Source organism: Candidatus Phytoplasma asteris (genome assembly GCF_038505995.1).
Taxonomy (GTDB): Bacteria; Bacillota_I; Bacilli_A; order Acholeplasmatales; family Acholeplasmataceae; genus Phytoplasma; species Phytoplasma asteris.
Window position 1 is genome coordinate 203,334 of sequence record NZ_CP128414.1, and the last position, 18,040, is coordinate 221,373.

16 protein-coding genes are annotated in these 18,040 nt (G+C 30.1%); all 16 read left to right on the top strand.

Going from position 1 to position 18,040, the window contains the following annotated elements; genetic code table 11:
• Positions 1-246: 246 nt before the first annotated feature.
• The 16 genes from hisS to QN326_RS01255 all read left to right on the top strand — a co-directional run bounded on the left by hisS (position 247) and on the right by QN326_RS01255 (position 17,944).
• On the top strand, positions 247-1,515 hold the full coding sequence (gene hisS / locus QN326_RS01180; RefSeq protein WP_342386706.1) for a histidine--tRNA ligase: 1,269 nt from the start codon (positions 247-249) through the stop codon (positions 1,513-1,515).
• A gap of 3 nt (positions 1,516-1,518) precedes the next feature.
• Complete coding sequence (aspS, locus tag QN326_RS01185) at positions 1,519-3,279, top strand: aspartate--tRNA ligase (protein ID WP_034172205.1); 1,761 nt, start codon at positions 1,519-1,521, stop codon at positions 3,277-3,279.
• 9 nt (positions 3,280-3,288) lie between these two features.
• Positions 3,289-4,599 (top strand): tRNA lysidine(34) synthetase TilS, encoded by a 1,311-nt coding sequence (tilS, locus tag QN326_RS01190; protein ID WP_342386707.1) that lies wholly within the window; start codon positions 3,289-3,291, stop codon positions 4,597-4,599.
• A gap of 121 nt (positions 4,600-4,720) precedes the next feature.
• Positions 4,721-6,745, top strand: a complete 2,025-nt coding sequence (gene ftsH / locus QN326_RS01195; RefSeq protein ID WP_342386708.1) for an ATP-dependent zinc metalloprotease FtsH — start codon at positions 4,721-4,723, stop codon at positions 6,743-6,745.
• Positions 6,746-6,980: 235 nt separating this feature from the next.
• Positions 6,981-7,892 (top strand): RluA family pseudouridine synthase, encoded by a 912-nt coding sequence (locus tag QN326_RS01200; RefSeq protein WP_011160506.1) that lies wholly within the window; start codon positions 6,981-6,983, stop codon positions 7,890-7,892.
• Between the two features lie 201 nt (positions 7,893-8,093).
• Positions 8,094-8,705, top strand: coding sequence for an ATP-binding cassette domain-containing protein (locus QN326_RS01205; RefSeq protein WP_238568788.1), 612 nt, complete (start codon positions 8,094-8,096; stop codon positions 8,703-8,705).
• Between the two features lie 82 nt (positions 8,706-8,787).
• Entirely contained in the window at positions 8,788-9,831 is a 1,044-nt protein-coding gene (locus tag QN326_RS01210) for a MetQ/NlpA family ABC transporter substrate-binding protein (RefSeq protein WP_342386709.1), read from the top strand.
• A 12-nt stretch (positions 9,832-9,843) separates the two neighbouring features.
• On the top strand, positions 9,844-10,545 hold the full coding sequence (locus QN326_RS01215; RefSeq protein ID WP_034172202.1) for an ABC transporter permease subunit: 702 nt from the start codon (positions 9,844-9,846) through the stop codon (positions 10,543-10,545).
• Between the two features lie 120 nt (positions 10,546-10,665).
• Positions 10,666-10,989: a cyclic-di-AMP receptor gene (locus tag QN326_RS01220; protein WP_342386780.1), complete on the top strand. Its 324-nt coding sequence runs from the start codon at positions 10,666-10,668 to the stop codon at positions 10,987-10,989.
• 75 nt (positions 10,990-11,064) lie between these two features.
• Positions 11,065-11,289 (top strand): 30S ribosomal protein S15, encoded by a 225-nt coding sequence (gene rpsO / locus QN326_RS01225; RefSeq protein WP_034172201.1) that lies wholly within the window; start codon positions 11,065-11,067, stop codon positions 11,287-11,289.
• Positions 11,290-11,446: 157 nt separating this feature from the next.
• The gene (locus QN326_RS01230; RefSeq protein WP_342386710.1) at positions 11,447-11,989 is read left to right on the top strand and encodes a DJ-1/PfpI family protein; all 543 of its coding nucleotides are present in this window, start codon (positions 11,447-11,449) and stop codon (positions 11,987-11,989) included.
• A gap of 354 nt (positions 11,990-12,343) precedes the next feature.
• A complete protein-coding gene (gene rplM, locus QN326_RS01235; protein WP_011160513.1) occupies positions 12,344-12,802 on the top strand; it encodes a 50S ribosomal protein L13 in 459 nt (152 codons plus the stop codon).
• Positions 12,803-12,806: 4 nt separating this feature from the next.
• On the top strand, positions 12,807-13,199 hold the full coding sequence (gene rpsI, locus QN326_RS01240) for a 30S ribosomal protein S9 (RefSeq protein WP_011160514.1): 393 nt from the start codon (positions 12,807-12,809) through the stop codon (positions 13,197-13,199).
• Positions 13,200-13,299: 100 nt separating this feature from the next.
• Complete coding sequence (gltX, locus tag QN326_RS01245) at positions 13,300-14,649, top strand: glutamate--tRNA ligase (protein ID WP_342386711.1); 1,350 nt, start codon at positions 13,300-13,302, stop codon at positions 14,647-14,649.
• A 166-nt stretch (positions 14,650-14,815) separates the two neighbouring features.
• The gene (gene cysS, locus QN326_RS01250; protein ID WP_342386712.1) at positions 14,816-16,132 is read left to right on the top strand and encodes a cysteine--tRNA ligase; all 1,317 of its coding nucleotides are present in this window, start codon (positions 14,816-14,818) and stop codon (positions 16,130-16,132) included.
• 171 nt (positions 16,133-16,303) lie between these two features.
• Complete coding sequence (locus QN326_RS01255; protein ID WP_342386713.1) at positions 16,304-17,944, top strand: nucleoside kinase; 1,641 nt, start codon at positions 16,304-16,306, stop codon at positions 17,942-17,944.
• Positions 17,945-18,040: the final 96 nt, after the last annotated feature.

Sequence of the window (18,040 nt, forward strand, 5' to 3'; positions counted from 1 at the left end):
CATATATTAATGATGCCTTATTAAAATTATTTTGTTTATTGTGTGTTTGTGTGTATTTTTTAAATCATTTTCATGTATTTTTTAAAGTTTTATTAGCACCAAAAATTAAAAAATATAAAATCTCCAACAACAAAAACCCAAAAAGCTTTATCAAAACTTTTATCCCAAAACAACAAAAAAATAACAAAAAAATAATCATCACAAAATTAAAACCCAACCCAACCCCAAAAGCAAAGGAGCCCAAAGATGTTTTCTAAAATTAAAGGTACTTATGATTTGATGTCAGATAAAATGGTTTGTTGGCAAAAAGTAGAAAATCACATTCGCACTTTGTTTGCCAAGTATCATTTGCAAGAAATAAGAACCCCTATAATTGAATATCGTGGTGTTTTTGATAGAGCAGCTCAACATTCAGAAATGGTTTCCAAAGAAACTTATACTTTTGCAGATAAAAAAGGACGTTTTATTACTTTGCGTCCCGAAGGAACTGCTGGTGTTATTCGTAGTTATGTGGAAAATAAATTAGATAAAACCTCACAATTACACAAGTTTTTTTATTATGGACCTTGTTTTCGCTATGAAAGACCTCAAAAAGGACGCTATCGTCAATTTCATCAAGTAGGAGTAGAAATTTTAGGACAATCAAGCCCTTTTTTAGATGTAGAAGTAATTGCTCTTGCCTATGAAACCCTCAAATCATTAGGGATTTGTGATATTACTGTGAAGATTAATTCTTTGGGATGTAAAACTACATACAATAATTATTTACAAGTTTTTAAAAACTATTTACAAACACACTATCAACAATTATGTCCTTTATGTCAAGAAAGATTTGAAAAAAATATTTTGCGTATTTGGGATTGTAAAAATTGTCACAACGAACCTTTTTTAAAGCAAGCGCCACGCATTTTTGACCATCTTGTTGAGGACGCCAAAGTTCGTTTTTTACAAGTTTTAGAAGGGCTTAAACAAATGAATGTTAATTTTGAATTGTGTCATGATTTAGTCCGTGGACTTGATTATTATACTCATAGCGTTTTTGAAATTTTTTATAATAACAAACAAGGACATCAAGCAGTTTTAGGTGGGGGTGGTTGTTATGATAATTTAGTTACTTTATTTGGAGGAAACCCTTCGCCTGGTATTGGTTTTGCCTTAGGCATGGAACGTTTAATGTCGATTTTAGCCACTCATTCTTTTTGCAATAAAAATATCTTACCTTCTTTGGATGCCTTTATATTAGTTAGTGTGCCGCAATTTTTTTATCAAGGACTTGCACTTGCAACAACTCTCCGCCATCAAGGTTTTTCCGCCGATCTTAATTATCAGTTTTTATCTTTTTCCAAAAGTCTCAAACAAGCCTTAAAACAACAACCCCTTTATCTTTTAATTCTGGGACCAAAAGAATTTGACAACAATCAAATTACAATCAAAAATACTGACACCCAACAGCAAACCACCATATTGCAAAAAGATGTTGTTTCTTATTTTCAAAACAACAAGGAGTTAAATTAATTCATGAAAACTAAATATAGCCATTATAACAACCAATTACAACTTGCCCATCAAGGAAAAACAGTTTTTCTAAAAGGTTTTATTTTTCGTAAACGCAACTTAGGAAAAACTCTTTTTTTTGACTTACGTGATGTTTCTGGTATAGTTCAATTATTAGTTAAAGAAAATAATCCACAATACGACAAAATAGCTTTAATTAAATTAGAAACAGTCGTGCAAATTAAAGGTCAAGTAATTGAAAGAATCAATAAAAATCCTGATTTGCCAACTGGTGATATTGAAATTTTAGTATCTCATATTGAAATTTTAAGTGAGGCTCAAACCTTACCTTTAAATGTGTTTCAAAGTCAAGAAAGTTTAGAAGAAACCAGACTTAAATATCGTTATTTGGATTTAAGAAATCCTGAAGTTAAACATTTTTTGATTCAAAGACACCACATTACCCAAAGTATTCGTCAAACTCTTTTGAAAAATGATTTTTTAGAACTAGAAACTCCCATTTTATCTAAATCAACTCCTGAAGGAGCAAGAGATTATTTAGTGCCTTCCAGAATTTATCCAGGTAATTTTTATGCCCTTCCTCAATCTCCCCAACTTTTTAAACAATTATACATGATTGCAGGATTTGAAAGGTATTTTCAAGTAGCACGTTGTTTCCGCGATGAGGACCTCAGATCTGATAGACAACCTGAATTTAGTCAAATCGATATTGAAACATCTTTTTTAAATCAAGATGAAATTATGTCCTTAACAGAAGAAATTATAGTAGATTTATTTGCCAATATTTGGAAAAAACCACTTTCTCAACCCTTTTTAAGATTAACTTATCAACAAGCCTTTGAACTTTATGGTTCTGATAAACCAGATTTAAGAAATCCCCTTAAAATCACCGATTTTACTACTTTTTTTGATACTACCACTTGCCCCCAAAATATGTTTTCAGGCAACATTAAAGGCTTTAAAGTTTCTAAAACAGCAGTTTTGACACGCCGAAAACTAGATGAGTATCAATTGTTTTTTAGTAAACATTTTAACTTGAAATTGTTTTCTTTTGTTAAAAAAAATGATAAAATTATAGGTGGAATATCTCAATTTATTAAAGATGATTCTTTTTTAAAAAATGAAGAAATTTGTTTTGTCGTTTCTGGCACAAAAGACATTATGCACAAAGCTTTAGGTATTTTTCGCACCAAACTAGCCCTTGATTTATCTTTGGTTGATACAACTCAAGAAGCGTTATTATGGATTGTTGATTTTCCTTTGTTTGAAACTACTCAAGAAGACCTGCCCCAACCAGATCTTACTTTGGAAAACTCAAATACTTCCAACCGTCTTTATTCTTTGCATCATCCTTTTACTGCTCCTTGTGATATTGCTATTTTGAAAAGCAATCCTCAAAAAGCTCTTGCCAAAACCTATGATTTAGTTTGGAACGGCTACGAAGTGGGTGGTGGTTCGTTAAGAATTAACAATCCCCAAACGCAAGAATTAATTTTTAGTCTTTTAGGATTTTCACAAGAAGAAGTGCAAACTCGTTTTGGTTTTTTAGTCGAAGCCCTTAAATACGGCACCCCACCTCATGGAGGACTTGCCCTAGGCCTTGATCGTCTTGTGATGTTGTTTACCAAAACCAACAATATCAAAGATGTTATTGCTTTTCCTAAAACCCAAAGTGCCAAAGATTTGATGTTAGAAGCTCCCAGCGCAGTTGACCAAGAACAACTCAACACCCTAAAACTCAAATTCAAATGCAATTGTAATTAAGGATGTTTCATGAAAACTATCAAACTTGCTTGTAGTCTAGATGCCAATCAAACTTATATTATAGCTGTAAGTGGCGGCGTTGATTCAATGGCTTTACTTCATTGTTTGGTTGCACAAAAAATAAAACTGCAAGTTGTGCATTTCAACCATTTAGCGCGCCCTAATGCTTGGAAAGATAAAGAATTAGTCCAAAGTTATTGCCTGCAAAACTCCCTTTGTTTCCATTATTTTGAACTTAACTGCCCCCAAAAAAACTTTCAAGCCCAAGCACGTTTATTAAGACAACAAAAATTAATGCAAATAGCTACAAAGCACCAAACTCCTTTTATTTTAACAGCCCATCATTTAGATGATTTGGCAGAAACTATTTTACAAAAAATAACTAGAAGCAGCACTTTGCTAGGTTATAGTGGCATGCAGATCCAAACTTCTTGGCAAGATTTCATTTTTTTGAAACCTTTTTTATACGTTCCCAAAGCCAAAATCATAAGTTATGCTGCTTTTTACCAAATCCCTTTTTTGGAAGATTACACCAATCAAAACTTCACTTATCAAAGAAACCAAATCAGGCACCAAGTTATTCCTTACTTAAAAACCCAAACTAGTTTTTTGCAAAATATCCCAAAATACCAACAAACTCTTTTGCAAGCCTATAATTTTATTCGCAAACAAACTCTTTTATTTCTTACAAAACACACAAATCATAGTTGTAACCCACCAAACTCTTTTGCGCTTGCACCTTTTTTAAACCTTGATTTAGTTATTCAAAAAGATATCATTTTATTATTATTAGAACAACAAAATATTACTAAAAGTTTTATTTTTATCCAAAATATCATCAAAGGCATTAACAATCCTTATAAGCCTAATTTATCTTGGCATCTTAATTTTGAGTGGCATTTAATTAAAGATTACAAGCACATTACATTAATGAGTCCTGCACCACCACTTTCCTTTGCTTTGTCAAAACCTTTGTTGTGTGTTTCTACATGTAATCTTTGTCTTGTTTGCATTTCTCCTTCGTTACAATCCCTCAATTATAATCCTCAAAAAGTTAGTTTTCCTTTAAAAGTGCGTTTGCGCCAACCAAAAGACACATTAAAATTTAGTTTTGGCACTAAAAAATTGAAAAAATTTTTAATTGAAAAAAAAGTGCCCCTTACTCAAAGAAATAATTTATGGTTAGTAGTAGACAATCTAGACAATATTTTATTTATTCCTCACTTATATATCAACCTAACTTTAGGAAACCAATCGAAGATTTATTTAGCTTTTAAAAACTTTTTTACTTCTTCAAATTGTTTTTCTCAAACAAATTAAAAATGAGAATCCAAAAAAATAAATGCAGAAATTACATCCATCCCAAATTAAACTCCAAACATTAAAATATTTGATTTCAATGTTTAACTCAAAGATAATTTCTTGCAAGAAAGGTTAATTTATGTCATTTTTTGATAAAATTTTTAAAAAATTCCATATGGGCGTCCTTTATTTTGCTGTAATTTTAATAGGTGCCACTTTTATTTATTGTTATTTTACTAAGAATGCAAAAAAAGATAACAATACATTTGATGAACTTGCAAAAGATAACAAAATTGAAAAAATTATTTATGAACCTCACTATTTTAATTCATATTTTTGTAATGTTGTAGTTACTACTACAGACGGCAAAGTAATTGATTTTTTTAATATTCCTTGTGAAAAAGTATTTGACCAAAAACCAAACGGCAAATACAAATATAAAATTGATTCTGTAGATCCTAGACCTTGGAATGGTTATGAACCTGTTGTTTGGGTATTTAGACAATGTTTAACAATGTTAATTTTTTACTGTTTTTTTCTCTTTTTTGCCGATACTATAAAACAAATGGGACAAGAAATTTTGGCATCAGCCCCTGGTAAAAAAGGTTCTAAAAGTCGCAAAGTTATTATCAATCAAAAAAGATTTACTTTTTCAGATGTAGCAGGAGCTGATGAAGAAAAAGAAGAAATGTCAGAATTGATTGACTTTTTAAAAAACCCGCGCAAATACGCTGCTATGGGAGCAAGAATTCCTAAAGGAGTTTTGTTGTATGGACCTCCAGGTACAGGAAAAACCTTACTTGCCAAAGCAGTTGCAGGTGAGGCAGGCGTTCCTTTTTTTGCTGCTTCGGGTTCTGATTTTGATGAAGTTTATGTAGGTGTTGGTGCTTCACGTGTCAGAGATCTTTTTAAAGAAGCTCAACTGGCAGCTCCTTGTATCGTTTTTATCGATGAAATTGAGGCAGTTGCTAGAAAAAGAGGCTCCAATATTGGTGGGAGTAACGGTTCTGAACAAACCTTAAACCAACTTTTAGTAGAGATGGACGGCTTTAACCAAAAAATGGGTGTTATTGTTATTGCAGCTACTAACCTCCCCGAAGCTCTTGACTCAGCTATTTTGCGTCCTGGACGTTTTGACCGTCACTTTAATATTACTTTACCAAATGTTAAAGACCGTGAAGCTATCTTAAAATTACATGCAAGTAATAAAAAACTTTCAGAAGAAATTAGTTTAGAAGAATTAGCTAAACAAACCCCAGGTTTTAGTGGTGCTCAATTAGAAGGCACCTTAAACGAAGCTGCTTTATTAGCTGCTAGAAGAAATGCTACTTTTATCAATAAAAAAGATATCAGCGAAGCTTTAGACCGTATTTTAATTGGACCTGCTAAAAAATCTAAAAAATACAATGACAAAGAAAAACGTATGGTAGCTTATCACGAAGCAGGACATGCTGTTATTGGAATTAAAATTCCTTTTGCCCAAATAGTGCAAAAAATCACCATTATTCCCCGCGGAAACGCAGGCGGATACAACTTAATGCTTCCTCAAGAAGAAACTTTCTTTTCTTCCAAAAAAACCCTATTAGCCCAAATTACTTCCTTTCTGGGCGGACGTGTTGCCGAAGAATTAATGTTTGACGACGTTTCTAACGGCGCTTACAACGATTTTAAACACGCTACGCAAATAGCTAAACTGATGGTAACTAAATACGGCATGAGTGATTTAGGACCAGTGCAATATTCAGGAAATACTTTCCAAAATGATTTTTCTGATCCTAAAGGTTTAGAAATTGACCAACAAATTCAAAAAATTATTGCTAATTGTTATCAACAAGCCAAACAAATTATTCAAGAAAACCAAGATTTGCTTGACACAATCGCTAAATATTTACTTGAAATTGAAACTCTTAATAAAAGAGATATTGATGAAATTGTAGCTACAGGAAAAATTGCTTGGTGGGAAAAAGAAAAAGAAGAAGCCAACAACCCAACCCAACCAACTTCTCAAATGCCTTCCAACAACGAAACAACTAGCACTGATACAACTCCTTTAAATGATGAATTGAAAACAACAACCAATTTAGAAAACCAAGAATCAAACGAATCAAATCCAAACAATAAGGAAACAACTTCTCCAGAAGTTGTGTCAACAGATTCCGAATAAACCCAAAACCAATCTATTTTTTCATTTCTAAAAATAGTTTTTTGCAAAAACCAAAAATATCTTTACAATTAACACCAATTTTAAGCTTGCTTAGAGTTGGTGTTCGTTATGATAATTTAAATTTATCACCAATGCTTTTTCTTGATTTTTTAACCTTTTTATTATTTTTTCTTTATTTTTGAAACCCAATTCTTTTACTACATTTTTTTAACTTTTAGAAAACAAGGCCTTTTACATGAATGAAAAAAAAGAGTTTCTTATTTCTGCCAGTGAGGCATTTCAACGTTTAGATCATTTTTTATTGACTCACATTAATTTAAATAAAAGTCAATGTCAAAAATTAATTTTGGCACAACAAGTTTTGGTCAACTCTAAACCTGCGAAAAAAAGTTATTTGCTCAAAGCCCAAGACCTAATTACAGTTATTATCCCTCAAACTCAAGAATCTGTTAATTTACAAACTCCTCAAAATCTTAATTTAGACATCATTTACGAAGACCCCTATTTAGCAGTTATTAATAAACCTGCCAATTTGGTAGCACACCCTTCTTTAAGTTTTCAAGAAACAACCTTAGTTAATGGCTTGTTGTACCAATTTGCAACTTTAAGTCATGTAGATACCCAAAGACCTGGTATCGTGCATAGACTTGACAAAAATACTACTGGTTTATTAATTATTGCCAAAAATAATGATGTAAGCGACAAACTACAAATTGCGTTCCAACAAAGAAAAATTACCAAAATCTATTGGGCTTTAATTGAAGGTTTTTTAGAAGATAAAGGCACTATCAAACTGCCTATTGGAAGAAATCCTCATAATCGATTAAAAATGCAAGTTATTCCAGACGGTAAAACTGCTGTTACTCATTTTAAAACTTTGCAACGTTTTTCTCACTTTTCTTTGATGGAATTTAATTTGGAAACAGGAAGAACTCATCAACTAAGAGCACATTTTTCCTTCCTCAAACGTCCTATTATAGGAGATCTACTTTATGGTTCATCACACCATATTACTCCTTTAGGTCAATTTTTGCATGCCAAAATGTTAAAATTCAACCACCCTATCACCAATCAAAATCTTATTTTAGAAGCACCCTTACCTGCTAATTTTGAAAAGCTTTTACAATCTCTTAACAACTCCAATTAATGCTTTAAACTTTTTTATCTTTACTTTATCATTTGTGTTTTAAACTTTTTATTTTTTTCACCCACTTTCCAATTTTACAATCATTTAAATTAAAAAAACAATAAACAAGGAATTATTTATGATTAAAATTAATAATCTTTCGAAAACTTTTTTCCTTAAAAAAAAAAACTTCCAGTTTTACAAAACATTTCACTTGCAGTTTTGAAAGGCGAAATCTTTGGGTTAGTAGGAACTTCGGGTTCTGGCAAAACTACTTTATTAAAAATTATGAATGGATTTATGTTGCCTGATAAAAATGCTAATTCTTCCATGCAAAAAGCTTTTAGTCATCTAGAAAGTGCTATGATTTTTCAAAATTTTAATCTTTTGAGTAATTTAAATGTTTTTGAAAATGTGGCTCTTCCTTTAGAAATAAGAAGCACTCCCGAAGAACAAATTACTACTAAAGTAAATAAAATGCTAGATTTTGTAGGACTTCGCCAATTTGCAACTGCCTATCCTAAAACGCTTTCGGGCGGACAAAAACAACGTGTAGCCATTGCACGTGCCTTAGTTTACGAGCCTAAAATTATTTTTTGTGACGAGCCTACTTTTGCCCTGGATGAAATGACAAGTCAAGAGATTTTGAAGTTATTGCAAACAACCAATCAAAAACTAAAAACTACCATTGTTTTGGTTTCTCATAATGTTGCAGTAATTAAAAGTTTGTGCCATCGTGTAGCTATTTTGGAGCAAGGAAAATTATCTAAAATTGCTACCCTTAATCCTTCTTGTAAATTTGAAGCTACTTCTTATCAAAACATTTTTATCTAAATTTTATCCTTTTTTATCATACAAATGTTTTTGTCCAACAAAATATTAATAAATAAAATTACTTAGAAAAGAGACACATTACATGTTTAAACTATCTTCTTTATCTTCCAAAACTAAAAAAAATCTATTATTTGCCTTATTAACTATTTCTCTTTTGTGTAATTTGCTTTTGGGTTATTTTCTTTGGGATGCTAAAAAATCTTTAGCTCATACCCCTTCCAACCAAAAAAACCATAAATTAACAGTAGCAACTGCTCTGCCAACTATTAAATATTTTTTAGAAGAATATGCCAAAGACCGTTTAAAAGAATACAATATTGATTTAGATGTTCAATATATAAGTTCTAGATTTAAACAAACCAATGAATTACTTTTAAACAAAAAAGTTGATGCTAAATTAGACGCTCATGTACATGATTTAAATATTTTTAATAAAGAAAATCCAAATATTCCAGATCAAGATAAATTAACTTTTAGCCAAGTAGTTTATTTAGCTAAATTTGGGCTTTTTGCTAAACCTAATACTTTTAATAATTTAGAAGAAATTAAAAAAAACAATCATCCTAACAACCTTAAAATTTTGATGCCACAAGACAATTTTCAACGTTCTTTAGCTTTGCGCGTGTTGCAAGAATTAAAAATTATTGAAGAAATAAACCCAGAACGCACTCTTAGCACTGAAGAACAATTTAATTTAAAAACTACAGATTTTAAACCTACTAATTTATATCCTGACATAGAATACACTACTGAATCGGATTTAATGACAATTACATCTAGATTTCTTGCTCCTAATGATTTTGATTTATGTCTTAATTATCCTACTCTTATGGGATTGGGAATAAATAATTTTATATCACTAGGAATAATGCAAAAACCCACTAATTTAGATGATATTATTTATTCTTATACCATTTCTTTAGTGACTACTAACAATAATAAAAATAACTGGAAAATTAAAATTTTACAAGATATTTTAAAAGAAGAAGAAGCTATTGCATATATGAAAAAAAGCCAATTTGCAACCAATTTTTATATGATTCCAAGACAAGAAGTTAAACAAATAAGTAAAAACATTAAAGATAAATATTTAGGCAAAACAGGCGCTGCTCCTGCTTCTAATTAATGTAAAAACTCAATGGAAAATAATATTTTTATTCGTTTGTGGAATGTTTTAGCTAAAAATCAATTGGTATGGAATGGTTTTAAAGAAACTCTTAAAATTACTTTAATAGGTTGTTTTATTGCTTTTTTTCTAGGGCTTATTTTAGGAGTTTTATTATATTTATTCAAAATACAAAAACATTATAAAAGATATTGGATTTTAAATAGTTTGATGAATTTTTTCATTTCTACTCCTTTTTTAATCTTAATTGTTTTATTACTAAAATTAATTTTAATCCCTTATTTTCGCATGGGTTATGGCTTTGGTACTGCCCTTTTTTTCTTAGTCTTAGCTATTGCTCCTCTTTTTGCTCGTCATTGTGAACAAGCTTTTTTAACTACTAATCCAGAATTATACCAAACATCATTTAGTCTTGGAGCAACTAAATTTCAATTTGTGACTAAATTTTTGTTAACAGAAACCCGTTCTGATATCATTTTAAAACTAGCTTCTCTTTTTATCACTTCCCTTGCTTATTCTTCTGTTTTGCAAATTGTAGGGCATCAAGGTATTGCAGCAGTGGCAATTGATAATGGCTATAACGGACATTATGATTTTGAACCCTTTTTTACTCGCTTTGATTTAATTATAGTATCTGTTTTGCTTACCTTTATTTTAACTCAAACAGTTTATTTTTTAGGAAATCGCATTGCTTTTGCCCTTGATAAACGCTAATTACATCCATTTTTTACCAAATTTTTTCCTCTCACCAACTTTTTTATCATTTTTTTCCACAATTTAGTCTTTTTTTTCATCAAATAAAGTAAAATAAGGTATAATACTCTTGTGGATAATATGAAATTAATTATAGCTATCGTTTCTAGTCACGATGCTAACAAAGTACAACAATCTTTAATAGAAAATAGTTTTTTTACAACTAGATTAGCTACTAAGGGAGGTTTTTTAAAAGAAGCTAATGCAACTTTTATTTTAGGAGTCAAAGAAGAACAAGTACCCAAAGCTTTAGAAATTATAAAAACCCATTCTCATAAAAAAACTCAAATGATTCCAAAAAATATCATCAATGAGTTTAGTGCTTATAATTCTTTTCCTACCGAAGTTTCTGTGGGCGGAGCAACGATTTTTGTTCTTGATGTGGACCAGTTTTTAAAAGTTTAACATTAATTAATAATTTTATCAAACCTAAAACCTATCAAATTCAACCAAATTTAAATTAAAAAAAGGAGTTTTTACGTGGCATTAACCAAAGAACAAAAACAAGAAATCATTAAACAAAATTCACGTTTTGCAAAAGACACAGGTTCATCTGAAGTTCAAATTGCTATTTTATCAGCAGAAATCAAACAATTAAGTGAACATTTAAAACAACACCCTCATGATTTTCACTCTAAAAGAGGTTTGTTTATGAAAAACAGCAAAAGACGTAATTTAGTAAAATATTTAGCAAACCAAAATTAATAATTCAAATATCACAGCTTTTGTGGTATTTTTTTATTTTTATTTTCCTTGCATTTAATTTACTCAAACCAACCCCAACCCCCAAAAATTACTTACACGCACGCACGCACGCAACTAAACGCATAACAAAGTTAAAAAGGAGACAACAAGGAACAATATGAAAGGTTTATTAGTTTTATATGACGGATTTGAGGATTGTGAGGCTTTAGTCACAAGAGCTTTATTAAATCGCGTATCCCTTCCTTTAACAACTGCAACTCTAAATCCCCAATTAGAAGTTATGTCTTCTAGCGGGCTTTGTGTAAAAGCAGATGCCAATTTAGCTACTATTAATCCTTTAGAATACGATTTTTTAGTTATTCCTGGAGGACCTTACGTAGCGCAAATTATTGAAAAAGAAACTTTTTTATTAAAATTAATTCAAAAATTTGTTGATGCTAATAAAGTTATTGGAGCTATTTGTGCCGCTCCCATGTTTCTAGGCAAACTAGATTTATTAAAAAATCACACTTTTACTTGCTTTCCTTCTTGTAATCATTTTATTGAAGGTACTTATTTGCCAGACCAAAAAGCTGTTATTAGTGATAAATTTGTAACTTCGCGTTCTCCTATAACCGTCTTTGACTTTGTTTTTGCTTTAGTAGAAGTGCTGAAAGGCAAAGCTTTTGCTTTTGCTTTTAAAAATTCCCTTAATGTTTAGTAAATGTTTAGTAAATTTGGGACTTTTTATTTGTATATAAAAAATATCAAAATTATCTGATAACCATCCAACCATTATCCTCTTTTTTTCAATTTTTTTTACACAATTTATGCATTATTTTTTAAAAAAAGTTGACAAAATGATTTTTTTTACTTGACTTAATGACATTATTTTAGTAAAATATTAAGAGAATATTGAAAATAAAAAATTAATATTTCATAATAATTAAGACTATTTCATATCTAAATTACAAAAGATTTCATAACTCTTTTGTTTTTGTCGCTTTCAAACAAAACACAAATACACACATAAAATTAATCACTATTTTTTCATTAATAATAAGGAGAAAATTCCATGACAGAACAATTGCAACCAAAAAACAATCAAAAAACTTTAATGGCTAATAAAACAACAGTAAAACCTAAATGGCACCTAGTAGATGCTAAGGGCAAAACCCTAGGCAGATTAGCTACCAAAGTGGCTTCCATTTTAAAAGGAAAACACAAAACACATTACACGCCACACGTAGACAATGGCGATTATGTTATTGTTGTAAATGCTGCCTATATTCATTTAACTGGCAAAAAATGGCAACAAAAAACTTACTACAAACATTCAGGTTATCCAGGTGGTTTAACTAAAGTTGTAGCTTCAGAAATGATGCGTAAATTTCCTACAAGAATGGTTGAAAAAGCAATTTTAGGAATGGTTCCTCATACTAAATTAGGTTCACAAATTGGTAAAAAATTATTTGTTTATGCCGAACAAAACCACAATCACCAAGCGCAACAACCAGAAAGTTTAGAGGTTTAATTAGATGAAAAAAGTAAATTATTTTGGTACTGGTCGTCGTAAAAGTGCTGTGGCAAGAGTTATTTTAACTAATGGTACTGGCAAAATTACAATCAATACTAGAGATTTTGAAAAATATTTACCATTACCTGCAACACGACTAGAAATGATTCAACCTTTAGAATTAACTGAAAAAAGAGAAGCTTTTGATGTAAGTGTTAATGTAAACGGCGGAGGGCTTTCAGCTCAAGCAGGCGCTATTCGTTTAGGAATTGCACGCGCTTTAATTGAAAGTGTTCCCGAATTAAGAGCCATTTTAAAAAAAGCTGGTTTATTAACTCGCGATGCTCGTTGTGTTGAACGCAAAAAATACGGTTTAAAAAAAGCTCGTCGAGCACCACAATTTTCCAAACGTTAATCCAAAAAAAGAACTTTGTCAAAAAGTTCCTTTTTTTTAAATTTTCCACCAACACCTCCCCTATCGATTTTAAATTAAAAGGAAAACCCTTACTGTAACTATGAAAAAAATTAAAGTTCGTTATGCTCCAAGCCCTACTGGTTTTTTGCATATAGGAAATGCCCGCACTGCTTTATTCAATTATTTGTTTGCCAAAAAAAATCAAGGAGAGTTTATCATCCGCATCGAAGACACCGATTTTTCACGCAATGTTGAAGGCGGCGAGGCTTCTCAATTAAAAAATTTACGTTGGTTAGGAATTGATTGGAGCGAAGGGCCCGATATCCAAGGACCTTTTGGACCTTATCGCCAATCAGAAAGACTTGCCATTTACCAAAAATACGCCCAAAAACTACTTGATCAAGATCTCGCTTACAAAGAATTTCAAGAAGGACACACCACTTTTGCCATAAGATTTCGCGTTCCTACCAATCAAACTTTTGCCTTTGATGATTTAATTAGAGGCAAACTTACTTTTCAAAGTCAAGAAATCGAAGACTTTATTATCCTCAAATCAAACGGCTATCCTTCTTATAATTTTGCAGTTGTCATTGACGATCACTTAATGCAGATTTCTCATATTTTTCGAGGAGAAGAACACATCACTAACACTCCTAAACAAATTATGATTTATCAAGCTTTCCAATGGCATCTTCCTCAATTTGCTCACATGACTTTAATTCTTAACGACAACAAAAAAAAATTAAGCAAAAGAGATGCTAATATTATGCAATTTATTGAACAATATGAAAAATTAGGATACTTGCCACAAGCATTATTTAATTTCTTATCTTTGTTAGGATTTAGTCCTTTAAGCCAAACCGAAATATTAAGTCCCCAAGAATTAATTAATTTATTTGATGTGGCACGCCTCAATAAAGCTCCTGCTATGTTTGATAAAACTAAACTAGATTATTTGAATAATCAACATTTAAGAAAGTTGCTTCCAGAAGTAATTGCATCATTTATTTTGCAAAAAAAATATTTAGCTCTTACAACCGCTCCTACAAATTACAAAGAGTGGATGACTAAATTTGTGGCTTTGTTTCAAGATAGAATGCATTATATGCAACAAATCACAGATTTTTATCAACTTTTTTTTCAATCCACACCTTTTTTATCGCAAGAAGCTACACATTTTTTACAAACTAATCCCCAAACAACCCTTATTTTAAAAACTTTTTATAATGTTTTTGATGTTATTGTATTTGAAAAAGATGTTATTGCTAATTCCATTAAACAAGTTACTAACCAAAATGATTTTGCTAAAAAAACACTTTTTATGGCTTTGCGTATCGGAACTACTTGCAAAATGCATGGTCCCAGTATCGCCCTTTTATTAGAATTGTTAGGAAAAAAACAAGTACTTAAAAATCTATCTTATGTTTTAGAACAAGCCCAAAAATTTTAATTAATTCCATTTGAAAAATAATATTTATATATTTCATAATTAATTTAATTTACTTATCATTTTATTTTATATAATTCATTCCATCGCAATTTAACCCTTATTTTTTTCTTTTATTTGCCCCCTCATTTTTCTTTATGCCATTTTCCAAACAAAAAGGATTTCTTTAATGCTAAAAATTTATAACTCTTTAACTCGCAAAAAAGAATTTTTTAACCCTGCCCATCCGCCCCAAATTAACATGTATGTTTGTGGACCTACTGTCTATAATCACCTGCATTTAGGAAACACCAGACCGTTAATTTTTTTTGATACAGTGAAAAGATATTTAGAAATGCTTAATTTTAGGGTATATTATGTAGTAAATATTACTGATATTGATGATAAAATTATTGAAAATGCCCTTAAAAACCAAGTTTTGGAACAAGATTTAGCCAATAAATATATTAAATCTTTCAACAATCTCCTCAAAACCCTAAACATTCAAACCATTAATTTTAAACCTCAAGCTACTCAATATATCAATTCTATGATTGTCTACATCCAAACTCTTTTAGACCAAGGATTTGCTTATTTTACCGATCAAGGAATATATTTTCGTGTATCTAAAATTGATGATTATGGTAAACTCAAAAAACAAGATTTATCCCAACTTAAACAAAATGCACGTAAACAATTAGACCCCCAAAAAGAATTTCCAGGAGATTTTATTTTATGGAAAAAAACTTCGCAAGGTATTACATACCCAAGTCCTTGGTTTTCAGGGCGTCCTGGTTGGCATACTGAATGTGCAACTATGATTGAACAACTTTTTAAATTGCCTTTGGATATTCATGGAGGAGGTACAGATTTAAAATTTCCTCATCATGAAAATGAAATTGCCCAAACACACGCCCATAGCCACCAAAAACTAGCTAATTTTTTTATGCATGTAGAAAGATTATATTATCAAAATCAAAAAATGTCTAAATCTTTAGGAAATATTATTTGGTGTAAAGATTTATTAAAACAATACAATCCTTGCATAATAAAGCTTTTAATTTTGAGTACTCATTACCGCAAGCCAATCAATTTTAGTTATGATTTGATGGAACAAGCCCAACAAAAATACCAAAAAATAACTGATTTTTTAACTAAAAATAATTTTTATTTAAAAGTTAATCAATTTTCTTGCCAAGCCTTAGACCAAGATATAATGCAGTTATTTCATCAATTAATGCAAGATGATTTGGCTACTCATAAAGTAATTGATTTAATGGAACAAACAATTAAACAAGCCCATCAAACCCAAATTTTGGATAAGTTATCCCAATTTCAAAACTCTTTATTATTAATTTTAAATATTTTAGGAATTACAATTCCATTTAACAAACCAACAAAAACAGACTTACAAACATATTTTTTGTGGCAAGATGCAAGAAAATGTAGAGATTTTGCCCAAGCAGATATTTTAAGAAAGCAATTATTAGATAAAGGCTTTATTTAAAAACTTTGAAACGCTCCAATAATTTGCCCCCACATTTTAATTATTTTTTTTACCTTTTTTTATTTTTCAATATTATTTATTGCAATTCACAAACATTACAATAATTTTATTTATTTAGAAAAAGACCTCTTAATTGAGGTTTTTAATATATTATCAGTATCAGAGGGAATCGTGCTAAAAGTTTATTATAATCAAACCATCCTAAATGTTACTTTAAACACTAGTTTAGAGACTTTAAAAAATCAATTAAACCTTAAAAATGTTTATGCTGCCAAAGTAAACAATAAATTAAAAGAACTTACCTTTAAATTGCATGCCCCCATCAATCAAATTACTTTTTTAGGCGCTTGGAACGCTGCGGCTGTAAATATTTATGAAGCTAGTTTAAGATATTTAGTTGCTATGGCATCTTACAAACTTTTTGAAAATATTTCATTACATTTTACTTATTATAGTTCTTCTAGTATTTTGGTATCTTTTCCCAAAGAAATTACCTTTTTGCCAGAAATGTTTCAAAAAATTAAAGAAGAAATGCATTTGTTAGTATCGCAAAAATTAGATATTACCAAAAAGAAATTGCCCCTTGAAAAAGCCTTGCAAATTTATCAATCTTTGGGATTTGGGGATAAAATTAGTCTCCTCAAACAAAAAGCTCCTTCCTTTGCTACCCTTTATTTTTGCCAAAACTATTGTAATTATATGTATCAAGGTTTAGTTCCTAACACTAGTTATTTAGATAAATATCATTTATTTTATCATCAAAATGGGTTTGTTATGCAATTTGTAACTCCTTTTAGTGATGAAAAAATTCCTCCTTTTCAACAAGAACCTCTATTTGAACAAATGCTTACTCAAAGTTTGGCTTTTAAAAAAACTATTCAAATGCAAAATGTTTCCCAAATTAATCAATTTGCCAAAACTGCTCAAAGTCAATTTAATTTAATTAATCTTGCAGAAATTAATCATCAAAATCAGTTGCAACAATTAAGTGCTAAAATTGCTAAACGTGCCTCCAATCTTAAAATTATTAATATTTCGGGTCCTTCTTCTAGTGGAAAAACTACATTTGCTAAAAGATTACAATTACAATTACAAGCGTTTGGAATTTGTACTTTTATTATTGCTATGGATAATTATTATTTGCCTTTGAAAGATATTCCCAAAGAAAAAGATGGCATCTCCTTTGATTTTGAAAGTATTGATGCCTTAAATATTCCTTTATTTAATCAAAATATCTATGATTTGCTGACTTGCAAAAAGACTACTATTCCCCAATTTGATTTTGTTACTCGTAGTCATACCCAAAAAGATATTCAAACCCATAATCATATTATTTTGGTAGAAGGAATACATGCCATAAACCCTAAACTTACTCCTTTTATTCCAAGATTACAAAAATTTCAAATCTATATTGCCCCACAACATCAATTATCACTAGATTTCCACAATCCTTTACATTTAACCGATGTGAGGTTTTTAAGAAGAGCTATAAGAGATTATATTTCTAGGAATACTACTATTTTAAGGACTTTTGAGTTTTGGGATTCTGTGCGAAAAGGGGAGTTTAGATGGATTTATCCTAATCAACAAGAAGCTGATTTTGTTTTCAATTCTGAATTAATTTATGAATTTAATGTTTTGAAACCATATTTAATTCCTTTGTTATTGCAAATTCCTGAAACAAGTAAGTATTTTGATAAAGCTCAGTATTTTTTAAATTTGTTAAGTTTTTTTAAATCTTTTGATTCTAATTTAGTGTTTCATGAGTCTTTGTTAAAAGAATTTATTGGTGGGAGTCCTTTTTATTTTTAGATTATTTTATAATTAAATATTTTGTTATATGGAAAGATTAACTTTTTCAAAAGTTAATCTTTTTTTGTTGAAAAAGATATATTATATAAATGAGGA

Coding starts and splice junctions, on each gene's coding strand:
- rpsI (WP_011160514.1), top strand. CDS start 12,807: ATGAAAAAAGTAAATTATTTTGGTACTGGTCGTCGTAAAAGTGCTGTG.
- QN326_RS01200 (WP_011160506.1), top strand. CDS start 6,981: ATGAATGAAAAAAAAGAGTTTCTTATTTCTGCCAGTGAGGCATTTCAA.
- rplM (WP_011160513.1), top strand. CDS start 12,344: ATGACAGAACAATTGCAACCAAAAAACAATCAAAAAACTTTAATGGCT.
- QN326_RS01220 (WP_342386780.1), top strand. CDS start 10,666: ATGAAATTAATTATAGCTATCGTTTCTAGTCACGATGCTAACAAAGTA.
- tilS (WP_342386707.1), top strand. CDS start 3,289: ATGAAAACTATCAAACTTGCTTGTAGTCTAGATGCCAATCAAACTTAT.
- QN326_RS01210 (WP_342386709.1), top strand. CDS start 8,788: ATGTTTAAACTATCTTCTTTATCTTCCAAAACTAAAAAAAATCTATTA.
- aspS (WP_034172205.1), top strand. CDS start 1,519: ATGAAAACTAAATATAGCCATTATAACAACCAATTACAACTTGCCCAT.
- cysS (WP_342386712.1), top strand. CDS start 14,816: ATGCTAAAAATTTATAACTCTTTAACTCGCAAAAAAGAATTTTTTAAC.
- hisS (WP_342386706.1), top strand. CDS start 247: ATGTTTTCTAAAATTAAAGGTACTTATGATTTGATGTCAGATAAAATG.
- gltX (WP_342386711.1), top strand. CDS start 13,300: ATGAAAAAAATTAAAGTTCGTTATGCTCCAAGCCCTACTGGTTTTTTG.
- QN326_RS01230 (WP_342386710.1), top strand. CDS start 11,447: ATGAAAGGTTTATTAGTTTTATATGACGGATTTGAGGATTGTGAGGCT.
- QN326_RS01215 (WP_034172202.1), top strand. CDS start 9,844: ATGGAAAATAATATTTTTATTCGTTTGTGGAATGTTTTAGCTAAAAAT.
- ftsH (WP_342386708.1), top strand. CDS start 4,721: ATGTCATTTTTTGATAAAATTTTTAAAAAATTCCATATGGGCGTCCTT.